Raw genomic sequence first — 18642 nt, forward strand, 5'->3', positions numbered from 1 at the left:
GGGCGGGAGGGTGGGGTCGGCGGTTCGGCCGTTGCGAAGCAGCCAGGGAAAGGATTTTCGGAGTAGTTCCATTCCGGCAAGGGCGGTCCGCCAGTGCTTGGGCTGAGCAAACACGGTTCACCAGTGCTCCGGCTGGGCGAACACGGTTCGGCCGCGCTTAAGCTGGGCGGACACGGTTCCCCAGCGCTCCGACTGAGCGAACAGGGTTCGGCAGCGCTCGGGCTGGGCGGCCAGGCTTCGGCAGCGCTCGGGCTGGGCGAGCACGGTTCGGCAGCGCCCGGATGGGGCGAACACGGTTCAGCGGCTCTTGCCGGTTGAGCTTCTTCTCGTGGATTGTCGGCGGGCTCGGCCGCGGGCTCGCTGGGGCGGCTGCGGGCGTGGCGGAGACGGTCGGCGTGGCGGCGGGCGAGGCCCCAAACACGGTGGCGCTCATGCTCGCGGCGGAACGCCTCGCGCTCAGGGGAATAGCGACGCGATGCGGTCCGGTCACGCATTGTGGCCAATTCGGCCGAGGAGAAGAATTGCATCTGCCGCATGCTCCAATTATCCGCCACGAACGACCCCTCCGGTCAGTATTCGATCATGCCAATACAGATTTCAAACCGCGGACTTATTTGCAATATTTGCTAGGCAAGTTGCGTCGGCCGAGTGGCGGGCGGGCCGCTGTGAACGATCGTGCCACATTGTTAAGGCGAGGTTGAAACCGGCGAAAGTGGCGGACCGGCCGGACAGCGGCATAGGCGAGACGCTACCGGGTCAGCGAAGCGGTGAAACCAAAGCCGGAACAGGAGGCAGGAAACGGGGGCACAGAAACAAGGATGTTAACGGGCGGAGACAACAGGATCACGAAATCGGCAGAGCAAGGGAATGGCACGGCGGCGGCGAAGTCGGAAGGAATGGGACTGCGGTGGCGACGAATCGGAAAATGCACTGCGGTAACGGCGGAGCCGATAGAAGGGACGGCGGGTGGTGGCGGAGCCGGCAGAGGGACGGTGGGTGGCGGCGAAGCCGGCAGAGGGACGGTGGGTGGCGGCGAAGCCGGCAGAGGGACGGTGGGTGGCGGCGAAGCCGGCAGAGGGACGGTGGGTGGCGGCGAAGCCGGCAGAGGGACGGTGGGTGGCGGCGAAGCCGGCAGAGGGACGGTGGGTGGCGGCGGAGCCGAAAGAAACGGACGGTGGAGGGGACGGAGCCAAAAGAAGGGACCGCGGTGGTGGAGGAGCCGGAGAAAGGGCCGGGAAGCGGGTGCTAACGGAAGGTCCGTGGATGGGGTGGAGTGGGTGGTGGCCGACCCGAGGGTGAGCCCGGCGGGGGCCGGGCGGCCTGGAGTGGGCTGGTGGTCGCGTGGGTGGGCGGGGACTTTGCGTAGGCGTACGCATATGGATCTTGATTTTCGGGGGTAAGAGGGAGGGATGGCTTACGTGAATCCGTCGGGTGAGTTCGCCCGTGATCAGCGTTATATCGGGACCCGGATCACTGCTGACGGGCGCGATGGTTATCCCGTGGAAGCGGGGCGGTATCGGCTGGTGGTGAGCCGGGCCTGTCCGTGGGCGAATCGGGCGATCATCGTGCGGCGGCTGCTCGGGCTGGAGGATGTGCTGTCGATGGGGGTGGCCGGGCCGACGCATGATGAGCGGAGCTGGACGTTTGATCTGGATCCGGGTGGGCGGGATCCGGTTCTGGGGATCGAGCGGCTGCAGGAGGCGTTTCTCGCGCGGTTCCCGGACTATGACAAGGGAATCACCGTTCCGGCGATCGTGGACGTGCCGAGCGGGCAGGTTGTCACCAATGACTTCGCGCAGATCACCATTGATCTGTCGCTGGAGTGGGCGAAATATCACCGGGACGGAGCGCCGCGGCTTTATCCGACAGAGCTGCGTGAAGAGATCGACGCGGTCAATCAGGTGGTTTATAAAGACGTCAACAACGGTGTTTACCGGGCCGGGTTCGCGGGGTCTCAGGAAGCCTATGAATCGGCCTATTCGCGGTTGTTCGAGCGGCTGGACTGGCTGTCAGCACGCCTGGAAGGGCAGCGCTATCTGGTCGGGGACACAATCACCGAGGCGGATGTCCGGCTGTTCACGACGCTGGTCCGGTTCGATGCCGTCTACCACAATCACTTCAAATGCAATCGGTCGAAGCTCAGCGAGATGCCGGTGTTGTGGGCCTACGCGCGTGACCTTTTCCAGACGCCCGGCTTCGGTGACACGATCGATTTCGTGCACATCAAGCAGCATTATTACGAGGTTCACCGGGACATCAATCCCACCGGGATCGTGCCGGCCGGGCCGGACCTCAGCGGCTGGCTGACGCCGCACGGGCGGGCGGAGCTGGGCGGTCGCCCGTTCGGCGACGGGACGCCGCCCTCGCCGCCGTCGGCGGCCGAGACTGTCCCGCCGCAGCACCGCGCTGTCAGCGATCGTTGAGCAGCTCCCGGAGCAGGTCGTTGAGCTGGGTCCGCCTCGCCGCCGGCAGGTGATCGAGCAGGCGTTGCTGTTCGGCGAGGCCGGCGGCGACCGCCTCGTCGGCAAGGTGCCGGCCCTTCGGGGTGAGGCGGACCAGGACGCCGCGCCGGTCGTCGGGCGCGGGCGAGCGGGCCACCAGGCCGGCCTTCTCCAGGCGGTCCAGGCGAGCGGTGGTGCCGCCGGTGCTCAGCATCATCGAGGCGGCGAGCGCGCCCGGGGAGAGCTGGAACGGCTCGCCGGAGCGGCGCAGCGTGGCGAGCACGTCGAACTCGGGGCGGCCGATGCCGTACGCCGCATACGCCTTCTCGACCGCGTCGCCGGCCAACCGTGACAGCCGGTAGATCCGGCCGAACACGCCCATCGCCTCGGTGTCCAGGTCGGGGCGCTCGCGTGCCCACTGCTCGAGGATCCGATCCACGCCGTCGCTCATCACCCCATTATCTCGATGACAAACTTCTCGACAAGAGGTATCTTTACATCGAGATACTTTCTATCGAGGGAGTTCGCCATGCGGGTCCTGCTGGTCACGGCGCTCACCCCCGCCGTGTGGGGGACGACGTACGCGGTGACGACCGAATTCCTCCCGCCGGGCCGGCCCCTGCTCGCGGGTCTCCTGCGCGCTCTGCCGGCCGGGTTGCTTCTGCTCGCGATCACTCGTGAGCTGCCCCGCGGCGCCTGGTGGTGGAAGTCCGCGGTGCTCGGGGCCCTCAACATCGGCATCTTCTTCGCGTTGCTGTTCGTCACGGCCTATCGGTTGCCCGGCGGCATGGCAGCGGTCCTCGGCGCGGTTCAGCCCCTGCTCGTCGCCGGGCTGAGTGTGCTTCTGCTGACCGAGCGCGTGGCTGTGCGTACCGTGATCGCGGGTCTTCTCGGCGCCATCGGTGTCGGACTCGCCGTGCTCACCGCAAGCGCCCGCCTGGATGCGATCGGCGTGCTTGCCGGCCTGGCCGGCGCCGCCTCGATGGCGCTCGGCCTGGTCCTCACCAAGCGCTGGGGCCGCCCCTCGGTCTCGCTGCTCACCGCCACCGGGTGGCAACTCACCGCCGGCGGGCTCCTTCTGATCCCGGTCACATTGATGGTCGAGGGAGTGCCGGGGTCGCTCTCCATGACAAATCTGACCGGGTACGCCTACCTGTCGCTGATCGGGACCGCGCTGGCGTACACGATCTGGTTCCGTGGTCTGGAACGTCTGCCCGCGGCGAAGGTCTCGCTGCTCGCCCAGCTCTCACCGGTGACCGCGACCCTGGTCGGGTGGGCCGCGCTGGACCAGTCGCTGACGCCGGTGCAGCTGGCCGGGATGCTGCTGGCCTTCGGTGCCGTGCTGTGGGGTCAGTCAGTGCATGTCCGCGCTGGTGACCACCCGGTTCGCGAAGCCGGTTCGGGCGGCGCGCAGCATGGCCCGGCCGAGCTCGTCGGTGGTGACGATGTGCTTCGGGACGACCCGCCGCAGGACCGGGACCAGCGGTGCGGTGAACGAGTAAGCGGTGTTGTACCAGCCGGTCTTGGAACGGACGCCCTGGGTCGGCTGGATGAAACCGGGACGAAAGGCGTAGCCGTTCGGGAAGAGCTCCATGATCTCGTTCTCGGTGCGGCCCTTGACGCGTGCCCACATGAGCCGGCCGTTCGCGTCGGTGCCGGCGCCGGAGACGTAGATGAAGGTCAGGTCCGGGTTCAGCCGCGCCAGCGTGCGGGCGGCTGCCATCGGGAAGTCGTAGGAGACCCGCGTGTAGGCGGCCTCGTCCAGACCGACCGAGGAGACGCCGAGGCAGTAGAAGCAGGCGTCGTACCCCGGTAGCTGTCCCTCGATCGGGGACAGATCGGTGAAGTCGGCGAGCGTGACCTCGTGCAGTTTCGGGTGTTTGATCCCCGTCGGTGAACGGGTCACCACCAGCACCTCGGTCACGTCGGGGGCGAGCAGGCTCTCCCGCAGGACACCCTGACCCACCATCCCGGTCGCCCCGAAGACGATCACGCGCATGCCCGCTCCTCCGGCCCGAAAACGTCGTACCCCCGGCCTAGGGTCTCACCGTGGAAGTTGAACGATGGTCCATCGCCCAGGTCGAGGCTCTCGCACCCGACGCGGGTTCGCTGCGGAATGCGCGGGGCGTCACCGGTCAGTTCTCCGCGTCCGGGCAGCTCGGCGACATCCTCTGGGGAGTCTGCCGCAGCTATCAGGTCGCGGCTGATCTGTCCGGGCCGGCGTTCAAATGTTCCTGCCCAAGTCGCAAGATCCCTTGTAAACACGTGCTCGGGCTGCTGCTGCGCTGGGCTGCGGCCGGGGTGGACGCTGGTCCGGCGCCCGAGTTCGCCTCCGGCTGGCAGGCCGCGCGGGCGGCCCGGGCCAAGCCACGCGCGGCCTCCACACCGGATCCGGTCGCCGCGGCGAAACGGGCGCAGGAGCGGGCCGAGCGGGTGGCCGGCGGGATGAGCGAGTTGCGCCGCTGGCTCGACGACCAGGTCGAGCAGGGGCTGGCCGGGTTCGCCCGGGCCGGCCGGCAGGCGTTCGAGCCGATGGCGGCCCGGCTGGTCGACGCGCAGGCGCCCGGTGCGGCCGGCGCGCTCCGCCGGCTCGGTGGCGTCGCCGGCATCGGCCCGCAGTGGGCCGACCGGGTCCTCGGCGAGCTGGCGATGCTCCGGCTGCTGGTCACCGCCCACTCCCGGCTGGACGCGCTCGACCCAGCCCTGGCCGCGACGGTGCGCTCCCGGATCGGCTTTCCCACCTCCACCGAAGACGTGCTGGCCGGCCCACGGGTGTCCGACCGCTGGCAGGTCCTCGGCCGGATCGACTCCGACGACGGCGCGCTGACCACCCGGCGCACCTGGCTGCGCGGTTCCGCGACCGGCCGGTTCGCGCTGGTGCTGTCGTTCGCCGCGCCCGGCCAGTCACTCGCCGCCGATCTGGTGCCGGGCACCGAGTTCCGCGGCGACCTCTGCTTCTATCCCGGCTCCGCGCCGCTGCGCGCGCTCGTCGCCGAGCGCGTCTCCGCGGCCGAGCCGTTCGGCTCGCCTGATGGCGCCGGGCCGATCTCGGCGGCCCTCTCCGGCTGGGCATCGATCCTGGCCGCAGAGCCATGGCGGTACGACGGACCCGTGCTTCTCGCCGACGCGGTTCCCGGGGTGGGCGGTTACCTGGTAGACGGTTTTGGCGCTGCCTTGCCGATCGCGCCGGGTCACCGGGAGCCGTGGTGGCTGCTTGCCGCTGCGGGAGCCGCGCCCGCGACGGTGGCGGCGGAGTGGTCGCCGGCCGGGTTGCGGCCGTTGGCAGCGTGGGTGGACGGGTCGTTCGTGCCGGCCGGTGCAGCGGTTCCTGCGGCGCCGGGGCGGCGTGATCCGGAGTTGCCTGCGGAACTGCTGGCTGCTGCCCTGGTCGGGACTGGGCGGCGGCCCTGGTCCGGCCGGTCGGTTCGGGTCGGCTCGCTTACGGTCGAGCTCGGCGCGGCCTCTCCTGCGCTTCCCGGCTCCGGCTCGCCTGCTCCTGCGCTTCCCGGCTCCGGCCCGCCTGCTCCTGCGCTGCCCGGCTCCGGCTCGCCTGCGGAGGCTGATCTCGCGCCGTCACCTTCGCCGACCGGCTCGGCCTTCCCGCCCACGCACAATGCCGCGGGTGCGCTGCTCGAGGCCGCGGCCGTTGCCTTGACCTGCCGTCGGGCCGGTGTGGTCCCGGAGCGTGGGCGGGAGCCTGTTCCCGCGGCGCCCGCTGAGACCGACGGCCTTCTGCCGCCGGTCGCGGCCGCTCGGCTGGCCCGGATCCTCGGTGGGGGCGCACCCGGGGGCAGCCATCTCGAGCAGGAGCTGCTCGCGCAATGGCTGGGTGCGGCCGCTGCCCGCGGTGGGCTGGTGCCGCCGGCCATGCTGCCGGCCCTTCTCGATGCCGGCCGGCGCAACACGGCGATTCGCACTGAGCTGGCCCAGGTGGCCGGGCGGCGCGGCGCTTGGCTGGCCGGGCAGCGCGGTGACTGGCGCTGGCTGCTCGACGAGACCCTCCCGGTGACCGTGGCCGACTGGCAGACCGCCACGACCGGTGAGCGGCTCAGTCATGTGGCCTCGCTTCGGCGTACTGATCCGGATCAGGCCCGGGAGCTTGTGGAGGGCTTGTGGAAAACGGAGTCCTCGGAGAATCGGGTCCGCTATCTCGGCACTTTCGTCACCGGGCTGTCGCTTCGGGATGAGCCGCTGTTGGAGGCTGCTCTCGATGATCGCCGGAAGGAGGTGCGGGAGGAGGCCCTCGATCTGCTTCGTCACCTGCCGGGTGCGGAGCTCGGCAAGCGGATGGCCTCGCGGGCGCATGCTGCAGTCCGCCTGACCGGCGGGCCGTTCTCTCTCGCTGGGCCTGACTCGCAGGCCAAGCCGCCCTCCTCCCCTGCCGGGCCGGGCGCGCAGGCCCGGCCTCCCGCAGTTGCCGGGCCGGGCTCGCAGGCCGGGCCGGTTCGGCTTCTTGTCGAGCCGCCGGAGGAGCTGGATCCGGCGTTGCGGCGCGACGGGGTCGGTGCCGCGCCCATGCGTGGGATCGGGGCCGGCGCCTGGCTTCTGGAGGAAGTCGTGGCGGGCACGCCGCTGGAGACCTGGACCGACCTGGACCCGGCCGGCTATCTGGCGCTCGCCCGCAACCACGACTGGGCCACCCCGCTGCTGCACGGCTGGGCCAAGGCGGCCGTCACGCAGCGCAACATCGCCTGGGCGGTTGCGCTGCTCGACAGCGACTCCGGCACACTGCGGGAAGCGGTGCGCTGGGATCTGCACCTGGTGCTGCCACCGGATCGGCTGGCCCGGCTCGCCGCCGAAGCATTGCGGGCGGAGGACGGTTCCGCACACCGGCTCCTCGCTCTGCACCCCGGCCCGTGGCCGGACCATCTCGCGGCCGCTGTGCTGGAGACGGTCGCGGCGCGGGCGCGTACCGATCGGCACACCTGGCAGCTCGGCGAGCTGTGCCGGACCGCCGCGCTGGCCATGCCCCCGGCGTATGCGGATCTGGCCGGGCGGCTCGCCGCCCAGCTGGACCAGCTCGTCGACCCGACCCGGGTGCGGCCGGTGGCCGACCTGGCCCGCACCCTCACCTTCCGCCACGAAATGCTTCAGGAGCTTCTGTGACCGCACTGCGACCGCACGCCGAGGATCAGTACGCCGAGGAACTGGCCCTGCTAGCCGACGCCGACGACCGGCCGCGACCGCCGGGCTGGCGCCTGTCGCCACAGGCCGTGGTCACCTATCTGCTGGGCGACGGCGCGAAGATCTCCCCGAAGTACGTGGGGCCCCGCCGGCTCATGGAGGTCGCGGTCGCCACCCTGGCCACCGACCGGGCGCTGCTGCTGCTCGGCGTGCCCGGCACCGCGAAGACCTGGGTCTCCGAGCACCTCGCGGCGGCGATCTCCGGTGACTCGACACTGCTGGTGCAGGGCACGGCGGGCACCGCAGAGGAGGCGATCCGGTACGGGTGGAACTACGCCCGCCTGCTCGCCGAGGGACCGACCGACGCCGCCCTCGTGCCGAGCCCGGTGATGCGGGCCATGCAGACCGGCTCGATCGCCCGGCTCGAGGAGCTCACCCGGGTGCCGTCCGACGTGCAGGACGCCCTGATCACCATTCTCTCCGAGAAGACGCTGCCGTGCTCGGAGCTGAACACCGAGGTGCAGGCCCAGCGCGGCTTCAACCTGATCGCCACCGCCAACGACCGGGACCGCGGGGTCAACGAGCTGTCCAGCGCGCTGCGCCGCCGGTTCAACACGGTGGTGCTTCCGGTGCCGGCCAGCGCCGACGACGAGGTGGAGATCGTGGCCCGTCGGGTCGCCCAGCTCGGCCGGTCGCTGGATCTGCCGGAGGTGCCGGCCGCGCTCGACGAGATCCGCCGGGTCGTCACCGTGTTCCGCGAGCTGCGGAGCGGGATGACCGAGGACGGGCGTACCAAGCTGAAGTCCCCCACCGGCACGCTCTCCACCGCCGAGGCCATCTCGGTGATCACCAACGGGATGGCGCTCGCCGCGCACTTCGGCGACGGCACGCTGCACCCGGGCGACGTGGCTGCCGGGATCCTCGGTGCCGTGGTCAAGGACCCGGTCTCCGACGGGGTCGTCTGGCGGGAATACCTGGAGACCGTCGTTCGCGAGCGGGACGGCTGGCTCGACTTCTACCGGGCCGCGCGCGATGCCTGAACGGCTCTACGGCATCCGGCACCACGGTCCCGGCTCGGCCCGGGCAGTGGTTCGCGCGCTGGAGGCGGATCCGCCGGACGTGCTGCTGATCGAGGGCCCGCCGGAAGCCGACGACCTGGTGCGCTGGGTGGTGGACGAGGGTCTGCAGCCGCCGGTGGCGCTGCTCGGGTATGCGGTGGACGATCCGGGCCGGGCCGCGTTCTGGCCGTTCGCCGTCTTCTCGCCGGAATGGCAGGCGATCAGCTGGGCGGTCCGGCACGAGGTGCCGGTGCGGTTCTTCGACCTTCCGTACGCGTATCGCATTGCTCCCGACCCGGAGGTCGCGCCGCCTGACGAGCCGCCCCGGCGGCCGGTCGATCCCATCGGCGAGCTGGCTGCCGCAGCCGGGTACGACGATCCGGAGCGCTGGTGGGAGGACGTCGTCGAGCACCGGGGTGTGCCGGTCTTCGAGGCGATCGCGGAGGCGATGACCGCCATCCGGGAGACCGCGCCGGAGGATCCGGAGGATCTGGTCCGGGAGGCGTACATGCGGACGGTGCTGCGGGAGGAGCGGCGCCGGCACGACAACATCGCGGTGGTGTGCGGGGCCTGGCACGTGCCGGCGCTCGCCCGCAAAGTGGCGGTCAAGGAGGACACCGCGCTGCTCAAGGGCCGCCGCAAAGGGAAGGCGGCGATCACCTGGGTGCCGTGGACGTACGGGCGGTTGGCGTCCTGGTCGGGTTACGGCGCGGGGGTACGGTCGCCGGGCTGGTATCACCACCTGTTCACGTCCGCTGACGAGGTGGTGCCGCGGTGGCTGGTGGATGCGGCGGGGGTTCTGCGGGCGGAGGGCGTACCGACGTCGTCGGCACACGTCATCGAGGCGACCCGGCTCGCCGAAACCCTCGCCACGATGCGGGGCCGGCCGCTCGCCGGGCTGGCCGAGGTCACCGAGGCCGCCGAGGCGGTGATGTGCGACGGCGAGCCGCTGCGCACCGAGCTGATCTCCCGGCGCCTGGTCGTCGGGGAACGGCTGGGTGCGGTGCCCGACGAGATGCCGGCCGTCCCGCTGGCCCGGGATCTGGCCGCCCAGCAACGCTCGGTGCGTCTCAAGCCGGAGGCCACCGAACGCACCGTGGATCTGGATCTGCGCCGGGACACCGATCTGCGCCGCAGCCGGCTGCTGCACCGGCTGCGCACCCTGGACGTGCCGTGGGGTGAGCGCACGGCCCGGCGGAGCACCGGGACGTTCCGGGAGGAGTGGCGGATCCTCTGGCAGCCGGAGTTCGCTGTGCGGCTCGTCGAGGGCAGCATGTGGGGTACGACGGTGGTCGCGGCGGCTACTGCCCGGGTGGTCCAGCGGGCCCGGGCCGCGAGCACCCTCGCCGAGGTGACCGCGCTGGTGGAGACCTGTCTGCTGGCGGATCTGGCGGAGGCTTATCCGGCGGTGCTCGCGGCTCTGGACACCCGGGCGGCGCTCGACGCGGATGTGCACCACCTGATGGCGGCCGTTCCGGCTCTGGCTCGTACTCTTCGGTACGGCGATGTCCGGCGTACCGATGTGGCTGGTCTGGCCACCGTGACCGCAGGCCTGCTCGGCCGGATCTGTGCCGGGCTGCCGTCGGCGGCCGGCTCCCTCTCCGACGCCGCGGCGAAACAGTTGCGCGACGGGATGGACGGCGTGCACCAGGCGGTCGGCCTGCTCGCCGACGAGAGGCTGCGGGAGCTGTGGCTGACCACGATCGAGTCGCTGGCCACCCGGCCCGACCTGCACGGCTTGCCGGCCGGCCGGCTGACCCGGCTGCTGCTGGACGCGGGCCGGCTGGACGCCGCCGAGGTGCGCCGCCGGTTGCGGCTGCCGCTTACTGTGGGCACCCCGCCCGCCCACGGCGCCGCCTGGGTGGAAGGCTTTCTCTCCGGAGGCGCGCTGCTGCTCGTGCACGACGACGCCCTGCTCGCGCTGGTCGACGACTGGCTGGCGGACATTCCGGCGGACGCGTTCGACGACGTGCTGCCCCTGTTGCGGCGCACGTTCGGCGGGTTCGACGCCGGGGAACGGCGCGCCATCGGCGAACGGGTGGCCGGCGCTCGCCCAGGCGGTGGACAGGCGGTCGCAACGGTTGATCCGGAGCGGGCAGCAACGGTGCTACCTGTTTTGGGCGCCCTGCTCGGCCGCGAGCTTTCGGCAATTCCGCCGCTCCCAACGATCCCCTCGCTTTCCACGATTCCCCCGCTTTCGACGACTTCCTCGGAGGAGACATGAACGAGAAGCAGACCCAACGTGCCGTCGAAGAGCGCCGCCCGCCGGTGCCCGACGTGTGGTTCAGCAGCCCGCCGGAGGACGAGCCTCTGGACGACAAGCCACGAGCGGCCGCCGGCCCGCAGATCCTCTTCAGCAGTCCCGCCCGGCAGCGTGTCAATGAGTGACGAACGCGGGCGCCGATGGCGGCTGGTGCTCGGCGGCGCGGCCGAGGAGTCGCTCGGCTCGGCAGCCGGCCGGGACGGGGCGATGGACGCCGCACTCGCCGCCCTCTACGACGACGGCTCCTCCTCGGACAAGCGCTCCGCAGGGCTGGGCAGTTCGGCGCCGAAAGTGGCGCGCTGGCTCGGTGACATCCGGGAGTACTTCCCGAGTACGGTCGTGCAGGTCATGCAGTCCGACGCGATCGAGCGGCTGGACCTCACCCGGCTGCTCCTGGAGCCGGAGATGCTCACCGCGGTGGAACCCGACGTCCACCTCGTCGGCACGCTGCTCTCACTGAACCGGGTGATGCCCGACAAGGCCCGCCAGACCGCCCGCCAGGTGGTCCGCACGGTCGTCGAGCAGCTGGAACGCCGGATCGAGCAGAAAACCCGGGCCGCCGTGACCGGTGCGCTGAACCGGGCCGCCCGGATCAGCCGGCCCCGGCACGCGGACATCGACTGGGACCGGACGATCCGCGCCAACCTCAAGCACTACCAGGCCGAGCACCGCACGGTGATCCCGGAGCGGCTGGTCGGGTACGGGCGGCGTACCACCTCGGTGCAGCGGGACGTGGTGCTCTGCGTCGACCAGTCCGGGTCGATGGCAGCCTCGGTGGTGTTCTCCGGGGTGTTCGCCGCGGTCCTCGCGTCGATGCGGTCGCTGCGCACCTCGCTCGTCGTGTTCGACACCGCGGTGGTGGATCTGACCGAGCAGCTCAGCGATCCGGTCGAGGTGCTTTTCGGTACGCAGCTCGGCGGTGGGACGGACATCAACCGGGCTATCGCGTACAGCCAGCAACTGATCACGCGGCCGCGGGACAGCATTTTCGTGCTGATCAGCGATCTGTACGAGGGTGGTGTCCGGGAGGAGATGCTGCGCCGGGTGGCCGAGATGACGGCGGCCGGCGTCCAGGTCGTGGTGCTGTTGGCGCTATCCGATGAGGGCGCGCCTGCCTACGACCATGAGAACGCCGCGGCGCTCGCGGCGCTGGGGGTTCCGGCTTTCGCGTGCACGCCGGACGCCTTCCCTGATCTGATGGCGGCGGCCATCGAGCGGCGCGACCTGAAGGCCTTCGCCGAACGGCTCACCGTTCAGGAGGCAACCACCGGCCGCTGATCGGCACCTCCGGGCGGCGGCTGGTCCGGATCTCGGACTGGGGGTGTCGCGCGATGCGGGAAGTAACTACCGTATGGGCTATGACTGCTTACTTGAACGACCCGGAGATCTGGCAGGAGAGCTGGGACCGCCAGCAGGAAGCATTCATGCCGGACCGGGAGCACCGGTTCGCGGCCATGCTCGACGCCGTCGCGGCCGTCACCGAGGGCCGACCGCCGCGGCTGCTCGACCTCGCCGGCGGCACCGGCACCATCACGCTGCGGACGCTGGCCCGATTCCCCGGGGCCGAGGTAACAGTCCTCGACCAGGACCCGGTGCTGCTGACCATCGCGGGTTCGTCATTGCGCGACCGCGCCACCGTCATCGACGCGGACCTGGGCGACCCGGGCTGGCGGGCAAAGCTGCCGGCCGAGGCCTCCTTCGACGCGGTGCTGACCGCCACCGCTCTGCACTGGCTGCCGGCCGAGCGGGTGAGCGCGCTCTACGCGGAGATCCGCGAGGTCCTGCGCCCCGGCGGCATCTTCGCCAACGCCGACCACATGCCGGAGGAAAGCCTGCCGATTCTCTCCGGCAAGCTGCGCGACCACGCGCGAGTCAAGCGCGAGGCCCGGTACGCGACCGGCGCATCCACCTCCTGGCCGGAGTGGTGGGCCCGCGTCGCCGCCGACGAACAGCTCGCGGCTAAGGCCGTCGAACGGGCGCGGATCTACCCGGCCAAGGACCACGACCAGGAATGGCTACCGCCGGCCGCCTGGCACGTCGACGCGCTGCGCTCCGCCGGCTATAGCGAGGCGGGCGTCATCTGGCGGGGTGGCACCGACGCAGCGGTGGCTGCCCTCCGCTGACCTGGTCGCGGCAGTCGCGTGGTTCCACGCCCTGGTCGCGGCAGGCCACGCCGATCCAGATCCTGACCGCAGCAAGCCACGCCGCTCCAAACTTTGACCGTAGCGAGCCACGCCGCTCCAAACCCTGAGCGCGGCAGGCCGCGCCGCTCCGGGCCTTGATCGCGGCAGCCGCGTGGCTTCAGATTTTGAGCGCTTCTCCGCCGGCGCACCCGGTTGCGACCGCGGAACCGCATTGGATCTTGGGTGATCGGCCACACCCGGATGTGGCTGATGGCACAAGATCTACCGCGGTGGCGCCCGCACCGAAGATCTTGGGTCATCTGCTACCCCGGAGTGTGGTCGCGAGCCCAAGATTCACGCGACGGCACCCGGGCGGAAGCACACTGCCGGCCGTTAAGAGCTGTGGCGCCGCGCAGCGGCCGTAGCGCGGTGCGGTGCCGCGCGACGCCCGGTGCGGTGCCGGTGCGGCACTGCCGGTGCTATGCGGCGCGACCGGTGCGGCCAGTGCTGTGACGCGGCCGGTGCGGCGCGCGGCGCGACCGATGCGTGCGGTGCGGCGCGGCCGATGCGATGCGATGCGGCGCGGGGAGGTTAGTCGGTCCAGCGGAGGAAGCGGTCGAACAGCTCTGAGGCCGGGGCCTTCGGCATGTCGCGGGCGGCTTCCTCGAGGTGGTTCCACATCAGGACGGCGAGGTCGACACGGCCCAGCTTGGCGGTCAGGCGTTCGCGGGCCGGGTCGCACGGCCATGGGCGGCCGCAGATGTGGCAGTTCCAGGACGGGCGTTCGGGTTCGTGAGCCGAGTGGTCCGAGGGGTCCGCCGGGGTGCCGGGTGCGGTCATCGCCGGCCGCTGGGTTGTCCGCATGCACTGTGCCGCACGGGGCCCCCTTCCGCATGGACCGGGCACGACGGAGGGGCTCCGGGTCCGCCGCCATCGCACCCGTGTGCCCATCACATTGCGCGTGCATTCTGCACCGGTCAACCGCCGCGGCGGCGCCTTCCTTCTCCGGGTGACACCGACCGCCCGCCGGAGGCGCTTCGATGACCACCGATCGGGTGTCCGGCCTGCGCAGGTGAATATCAACCGAGGCGACTGACCACCTTCCGACAGTGCCGGGTTTCCGGAGTGACCAATGTGACGCATTCGCCGATTTCGGCCCGGTATGTACCTGTCTTTGCAAGCATGAAGGTTGCCCGCAAAACCGGAGGACGGTGACATGGCCAACGACGAACATCAGGATCCCGAGCCCGAAGGCGGCCTGTACGCCTCGGCGGCAGCCACCACGCCGCAACGCCGCGACCGACGGCGCAAGCAGGCGATCGTCGGCCTGACCGGTGCGGCTGCGGTGCTGGCCGGACTGGGTTTCCTAGGCACTCAACTGATGAACTCGGAGCAACCGAGTCTGCCGGAACCCGCAGCCCTCGCTCCGCTGACCGCCTCGGCATCAGCCACGCCGACTGCGGGGCCAAGCGTTGACGCTTCGGTCACGCGTACGCCGAAATCTCCTAAGGCGGCGCAGCCGGTGGAGGTCAGCCCGGCACCCACAGTGAGCCCGGCGCCGGACGCCGCGCAACAGCCCACATCGGGTGCGACCCCGCGGAGCAGCGGTTTTGCCGCGCAAGCGCAGGGTGGCGTGACCGAGCGGACCGAGGCGCTGGACAATGGAACGATACGCATCGTGAGCGCCCGGCGCGATCTGACCGGCGAGCGCGAGATGCTGCTCGCCGGTGACGAGGGCCAGCCGGCCGGCAGTGGAGTGCGCTGCACCGACGAAGTCCGGCTCGCGTCCGGCGCGTCGGCCGGACAGCGGCCGACGATGCTGCTGTGCTGGCGCACCTCGAAGGCACGCAGCGTGGTGACCATGGCGATGATTCCGCAGGGATCGGCGCCGACCGCGGAAAGTGTCAAGATCATCGGCCAGGAATGGGCGAAGCTCAGCTGAAACGCCGCGGGCGCGGCAACTCCTCGGAGTTGCCGCGCCCGTCTACTTGATCAGGCGGTCACGGTCGGGCTGGTGGCGCCCAGAATCGAGGCGCTGTCCGGTACGACTACGCGGTACTTCTGGCCGCGGGTCAGGTTGCCGACCCGGACGCTCGACTTGGCCTCGTAGGTCGCGACGGACTGCCACGAACCCGACTTGTACTGCTGGACGTCCGCGGTCTGCCCGTCGACGCCGGCGATGGTGACCGTCATGATCCGGGTGCCGCTACGGACGGCGCCCACCGTGGCCCGCACGTTGTAGCTGACCGTAGCCGAGGTCGCGGCCGCGGTCGTGTTCGACTCCGCAACCTCGACGTAGACCTGGTAGGCGGCCTTCGCCGCCCGGGTCACCACGACGGTGCCGGCCGCCGTGGTCTTGGCCTCGGTGCGCTGCACCTCGCCACCGGCCTCGGTGATGACGACCGAGACAGGCTGCTTCGCCAGGGCCTTGCCGTTCGCCTTCAGCGTGAAGGTGGTGACGGAGTTCTTTCCGTACGCGACCTCGGGCGCGCTGGAGGCGACAGTGATCACCGGCGCGGTCTTGACCGGGGCGCTGGTGGTCGGAGCCGTGGTCGGAGCGGTGGTCGGCGCCGTGGTGACCGGGGCGCTGGTGGTCGGGGCGCTCGTGGTGGGAGCGCTGGTGGTCGGAGCGGTGGTCGGTGCCGTGGTCGGGGCGGTGGTGGGTGCCGTGGTCGGGGCGGTGGTCGGGGCGGTGGTGGGTGCCGGGGCGACCTTGGCCAGGGCGGCGACCGGGTCGACGCGGCCGTTGCCGTAGTCCTTGTCGAAGCCCTTGGCGCCCAGGTCGACCGCGGTCTGCTCCATCGCGGCCTCGATCTGGTCCGGCGTCAGCGCCGGGTTGGCGGCCTTGAGCAGCGCGGCGACCGCCGCGATGTGCGGCGACGCCATCGAGGTGCCGTTCATGGACTTGTACGAGCCCAGCGCGGTCGGATAGGTGCTCATGATGCTGCTACCCGGCGCGGCGACGTCGACGTAGCTGCCGGCGTTGGAGTAGGAGCCGTACTTGTCGTTGCTGTCGGTCGCGGCGACCGCGATCACCCCGGCGTCCGCGGCCGGGTACGAGGTCGGGCTGCCGGAGCTGCGGCTGTTGCCGGCCGCGGCGACCACGGTGACACCCTTGCTGCGCGCGTAGTTGATCGCGTTGGTCACCGCGGTGACCTTCGTGGTGGACCCGAGCGACATGTTGATCACCTGGGCGCCGTGGTCGGCGGCCCAGATGATGCCTTCGGCGGCGTCCGACATGTTGCCGCTGCCGTTCGCGCCGAGCGCCTTGACCGGCAGGATCTTGGTGTCCGGCGCGACCGCGGAGATCCCGACGTTGTTACCGGTGACCGCGGCGATGGTGCCGGCCACGTGGGTGCCGTGCCCGTTGCCGTCACTGCTGGTGCCGGCCTTGTTCGCGATCGCGTCGTAGCCGGGCAGCACGTTGCCGGCCAGATCCGGGTGCTTGACGTCCACGCCGGTGTCGATCACCGCGACGGTGACGCCTTCGCCGGTCGACTTCTTCCACGCCTCGGCGATCTTCAGCTTCGCGAAGTCCCACTGCTTGCTGCGGCTGGGGTCCGAACCGGTCGGGACACCCATGGTGTACATCGGGGCGTCCACCTCGACACTGACCGCGTCCTCGGCGTCCTGCCCCTCCGCGACCATCTCGGCCGCGGTATCCCGGTCGGTGGCCTCACGAACCGTGATCACCGGCCGGCCGTCCTTACCGACCGTGGTCGTCACGATCCGCGCCGGCTTCTCCACCGACACCGTCGCCGGCACCAACTCCGCCGGGCTGGCGGTCAAACCGTAGGTGACAGGCTCCCAACCCGCCGAGCCGACCGGCAGAGCCAAAACGCCGACAGCGGCGAGAGCGCCGGCCGCGACGGTGCCGACGGCGAACTTACGGATGATCTGAGCCTTCATCAAACTACGTCCCCTCACGTAATTGCCTACGGGAACCAGATTCGGAGGGGGCGGGTGTGGCGGCAGTAGTCAGACCGGTGCGCGTTGGTAGCACGGTGCTCGATCTGCCACGAACCTGGGAGGTTGCTGGATTCGACCCAGTTTGTCCTGATCTTTGGAAACATGAGGGGCTGGACATGACCCCGCGAGAGTCGTGGGGAAGCGCCAAGTCGAAACCCTGAAGGAAATGGCATGGCCAACAGCGAACAGATCGAACCAGCCGCGCCTCGTAACCGGCGCAGGTATGCGGTGGCCGCGGGAGCCGCCGGGGTCGCGGCAGTCGCCGTGACACTGCTCGCCGTCAACACGGGCGACACCGATCAGGCTGATGTTCCGCAGCCGGTCGCCCTGGCCCCGTCGGTATCCGCTGCAGCATCGCCGGATGTGGCCGTGAGCTCGACAGCGGCATCGGCGTCGGCTCCCGCCAGTTCACCGTCGCCGGCCGCAGCGTCTGCCGCACCTACCGCCGCGGCTGCTGGGAAGGCATCGAAGCCGAAACCTTCGAAGAGCCAGTCGGTCGACGAGGAGATCGCGGCCGCCCGGGCCGCGGCCGCGAAGGCAGGCATCACGTTGAAGCGGCCGAACATTCCGAAGCCGAAGCCGGGCGCGACCGGGCCGGTGAGCGTCACCAACACCGGTACGCTGCGCGACGGCGAAACCCTGCGCGTGGTGTCAGCCAAGTACGACCTCACCGGCCAGCGCGAAATGCTCTGGGCCGCGGACAAGGGTCACAAGGTCGGCGACGCCAGCTGCACGCAGCGGTTCCGGTTCAGCAACGACACCAAACCCACGGAGCGGCCGAGCATGCTGCTCTGCTGGCGTACGTCGGAGGCGAAGAGCGTGGTCACCGTAGCGGTGACGAAGGAGGGCCGGCCGTCGGAGGAGAAGACGGTCGCCGCCCTGCAAAAGGAATGGATGAAGCTGGGCTGAAACACACGACGGCCGCGGGACTCTTCCGAGTCACCGCGGCCCTCTTTATTAGCCGGAAAGGTCAAACATGCGTAACCGCCGGTCAAAAGCAATCATCGGGGTCGCCACGCTGGCTGTGCTCGGAACTGGCGCCGCCGCAGCCATCACCCTTAGAACGGACGAGACCGTACGCCAGTCAGCGCCGCTGGTGACTCTCGATGCAGAGTCCGGCGTGTCGTCGGCCTCGATCTCCTCCTCGCCGGTCTCCTCGTCGCTTTCCTCGTCGCGGGGAGAGGACACCGCTCGGCCTCGTTCGCAGGAGGAACGGATCCGCCGCGTACGGGAAACAGCCGCCAAGCAGACCAGGCCGATCTCGCACCCCTTGCTACCGCAGGCCGGCGGATGGCAGGTGCCCGAGTCCGAACTGAACGCCACGGTGGACAAGGACGACCACGGCGAACTGCGCCGCCTCTATTCCTCGCGGCACGATCTGACCGGGCAGAAGGAGCTTGCCTGGGTCACCGACGATCACGAGAAGATCGGCGAGGTGAGCTGCACCCAGAAGATCCGGCTGAGCCGAAGCGTGCCGGCCAAGGAACGGTCGACGCTGTTGATTTGCTGGCGGGTGAGCGCCGCCAAGAGCGTGTATACGGTGGCAGTGAAGAAAGACGGCCGGCCATCGAAGGAGCGAAGCGTCGTGGCCGTGAACAGGGAGTGGACGAAGCTGACCTGACAGACAACGAACACAAACGGCCCGGAGCGAAGGCTCCGGGCCG

General features: G+C 70.4%; 15 protein-coding genes and 1 pseudogene. 11 read left to right on the top strand and 5 right to left on the bottom strand.

All coding sequences use genetic code 11. The features are described 5' to 3' along the window. Positions 1-1409: 1409 nt before the first annotated feature. A complete protein-coding gene (locus OHA21_RS29865; RefSeq protein ID WP_328460465.1) occupies positions 1410-2423 on the top strand; it encodes a glutathione S-transferase family protein in 1014 nt (337 codons plus the stop codon). On the opposite strand, the gene OHA21_RS29870 is transcribed toward OHA21_RS29865, so the two are convergent. Further along, positions 2410-2892 (bottom strand): MarR family winged helix-turn-helix transcriptional regulator, encoded by a 483-nt coding sequence (locus OHA21_RS29870; RefSeq protein ID WP_328460467.1) that lies wholly within the window; start codon positions 2890-2892, stop codon positions 2410-2412. The two genes, OHA21_RS29865 and OHA21_RS29870, sit on opposite strands and share 14 nt — an antisense overlap. 78 nt (positions 2893-2970) lie before the next feature. On the opposite strand from OHA21_RS29870, the pseudogene OHA21_RS29875 reads away from it, so the two are divergent. Further along, positions 2971-3774: pseudogene (locus OHA21_RS29875) on the top strand (EamA family transporter); the annotation flags it as partial. Between the two features lie 21 nt (positions 3775-3795). Here the strand turns inward: OHA21_RS29875 and OHA21_RS29880 are convergent. Then, entirely contained in the window at positions 3796-4440 is a 645-nt protein-coding gene (locus tag OHA21_RS29880; RefSeq protein WP_328460469.1) for an NAD-dependent epimerase/dehydratase family protein, read from the bottom strand. A 50-nt stretch (positions 4441-4490) separates the two neighbouring features. Here OHA21_RS29880 and OHA21_RS29885 point away from each other — a divergent pair, with 50 nt between their 5' ends. The 6 genes from OHA21_RS29885 (at position 4491) to OHA21_RS29910 (ending at position 13009) form a co-directional block, all read left to right on the top strand. After that, positions 4491-7547, top strand: a complete 3057-nt coding sequence (locus OHA21_RS29885; protein WP_328460471.1) for an SWIM zinc finger family protein — start codon at positions 4491-4493, stop codon at positions 7545-7547. Further along, on the top strand, positions 7544-8605 hold the full coding sequence (locus OHA21_RS29890) for an ATP-binding protein (RefSeq protein ID WP_328460473.1): 1062 nt from the start codon (positions 7544-7546) through the stop codon (positions 8603-8605). Before OHA21_RS29885 ends, OHA21_RS29890 begins: the two co-directional genes overlap by 4 nt. Beyond that, positions 8598-10847 (top strand): DUF5682 family protein, encoded by a 2250-nt coding sequence (locus OHA21_RS29895; protein ID WP_328460475.1) that lies wholly within the window; start codon positions 8598-8600, stop codon positions 10845-10847. Before OHA21_RS29890 ends, OHA21_RS29895 begins: the two co-directional genes overlap by 8 nt. Beyond that, on the top strand, positions 10844-11011 hold the full coding sequence (locus OHA21_RS29900) for a hypothetical protein (protein WP_328460477.1): 168 nt from the start codon (positions 10844-10846) through the stop codon (positions 11009-11011). The genes OHA21_RS29895 and OHA21_RS29900 overlap by 4 nt, the downstream gene beginning before the upstream one ends. Continuing rightward, entirely contained in the window at positions 11004-12164 is a 1161-nt protein-coding gene (locus OHA21_RS29905) for a VWA domain-containing protein (RefSeq protein ID WP_328460479.1), read from the top strand. Before OHA21_RS29900 ends, OHA21_RS29905 begins: the two co-directional genes overlap by 8 nt. 80 nt (positions 12165-12244) lie before the next feature. Then, complete coding sequence (locus tag OHA21_RS29910; protein WP_328460480.1) at positions 12245-13009, top strand: class I SAM-dependent methyltransferase; 765 nt, start codon at positions 12245-12247, stop codon at positions 13007-13009. A gap of 591 nt (positions 13010-13600) precedes the next feature. Here OHA21_RS29910 and OHA21_RS29915 read toward each other — a convergent pair. Beyond that, positions 13601-13873, bottom strand: a complete 273-nt coding sequence (locus OHA21_RS29915) for a hypothetical protein (RefSeq protein WP_328460481.1) — start codon at positions 13871-13873, stop codon at positions 13601-13603. Positions 13874-14225: 352 nt separating this feature from the next. On the opposite strand from OHA21_RS29915, the gene OHA21_RS29920 reads away from it, so the two are divergent. Further along, complete coding sequence (locus tag OHA21_RS29920; RefSeq protein WP_328460483.1) at positions 14226-14951, top strand: hypothetical protein; 726 nt, start codon at positions 14226-14228, stop codon at positions 14949-14951. 50 nt (positions 14952-15001) lie between these two features. Here the strand turns inward: OHA21_RS29920 and OHA21_RS29925 are convergent, their stop codons facing one another. Both OHA21_RS29925 and OHA21_RS29930 read right to left on the bottom strand, forming a co-directional pair. After that, complete coding sequence (locus tag OHA21_RS29925; RefSeq protein WP_328460485.1) at positions 15002-16918, bottom strand: S8 family peptidase; 1917 nt, start codon at positions 16916-16918, stop codon at positions 15002-15004. A gap of 359 nt (positions 16919-17277) precedes the next feature. Next, the gene (locus OHA21_RS29930) at positions 17278-17589 is read right to left on the bottom strand and encodes a hypothetical protein (protein WP_328460486.1); all 312 of its coding nucleotides are present in this window, start codon (positions 17587-17589) and stop codon (positions 17278-17280) included. Here OHA21_RS29930 and OHA21_RS29935 point away from each other — a divergent pair. Beyond that, positions 17576-17887: a hypothetical protein gene (locus tag OHA21_RS29935; RefSeq protein WP_328460488.1), complete on the top strand. Its 312-nt coding sequence runs from the start codon at positions 17576-17578 to the stop codon at positions 17885-17887. The two genes, OHA21_RS29930 and OHA21_RS29935, sit on opposite strands and share 14 nt — an antisense overlap. A gap of 67 nt (positions 17888-17954) precedes the next feature. After that, positions 17955-18599, top strand: a complete 645-nt coding sequence (locus OHA21_RS29940) for a hypothetical protein (RefSeq protein ID WP_328460490.1) — start codon at positions 17955-17957, stop codon at positions 18597-18599. Positions 18600-18642 lie beyond the last annotated feature (43 nt).

The organism is Actinoplanes sp. NBC_00393 (assembly GCF_036053395.1).
In the GTDB taxonomy this organism is placed as follows: Bacteria; Actinomycetota; Actinomycetes; order Mycobacteriales; family Micromonosporaceae; genus Actinoplanes.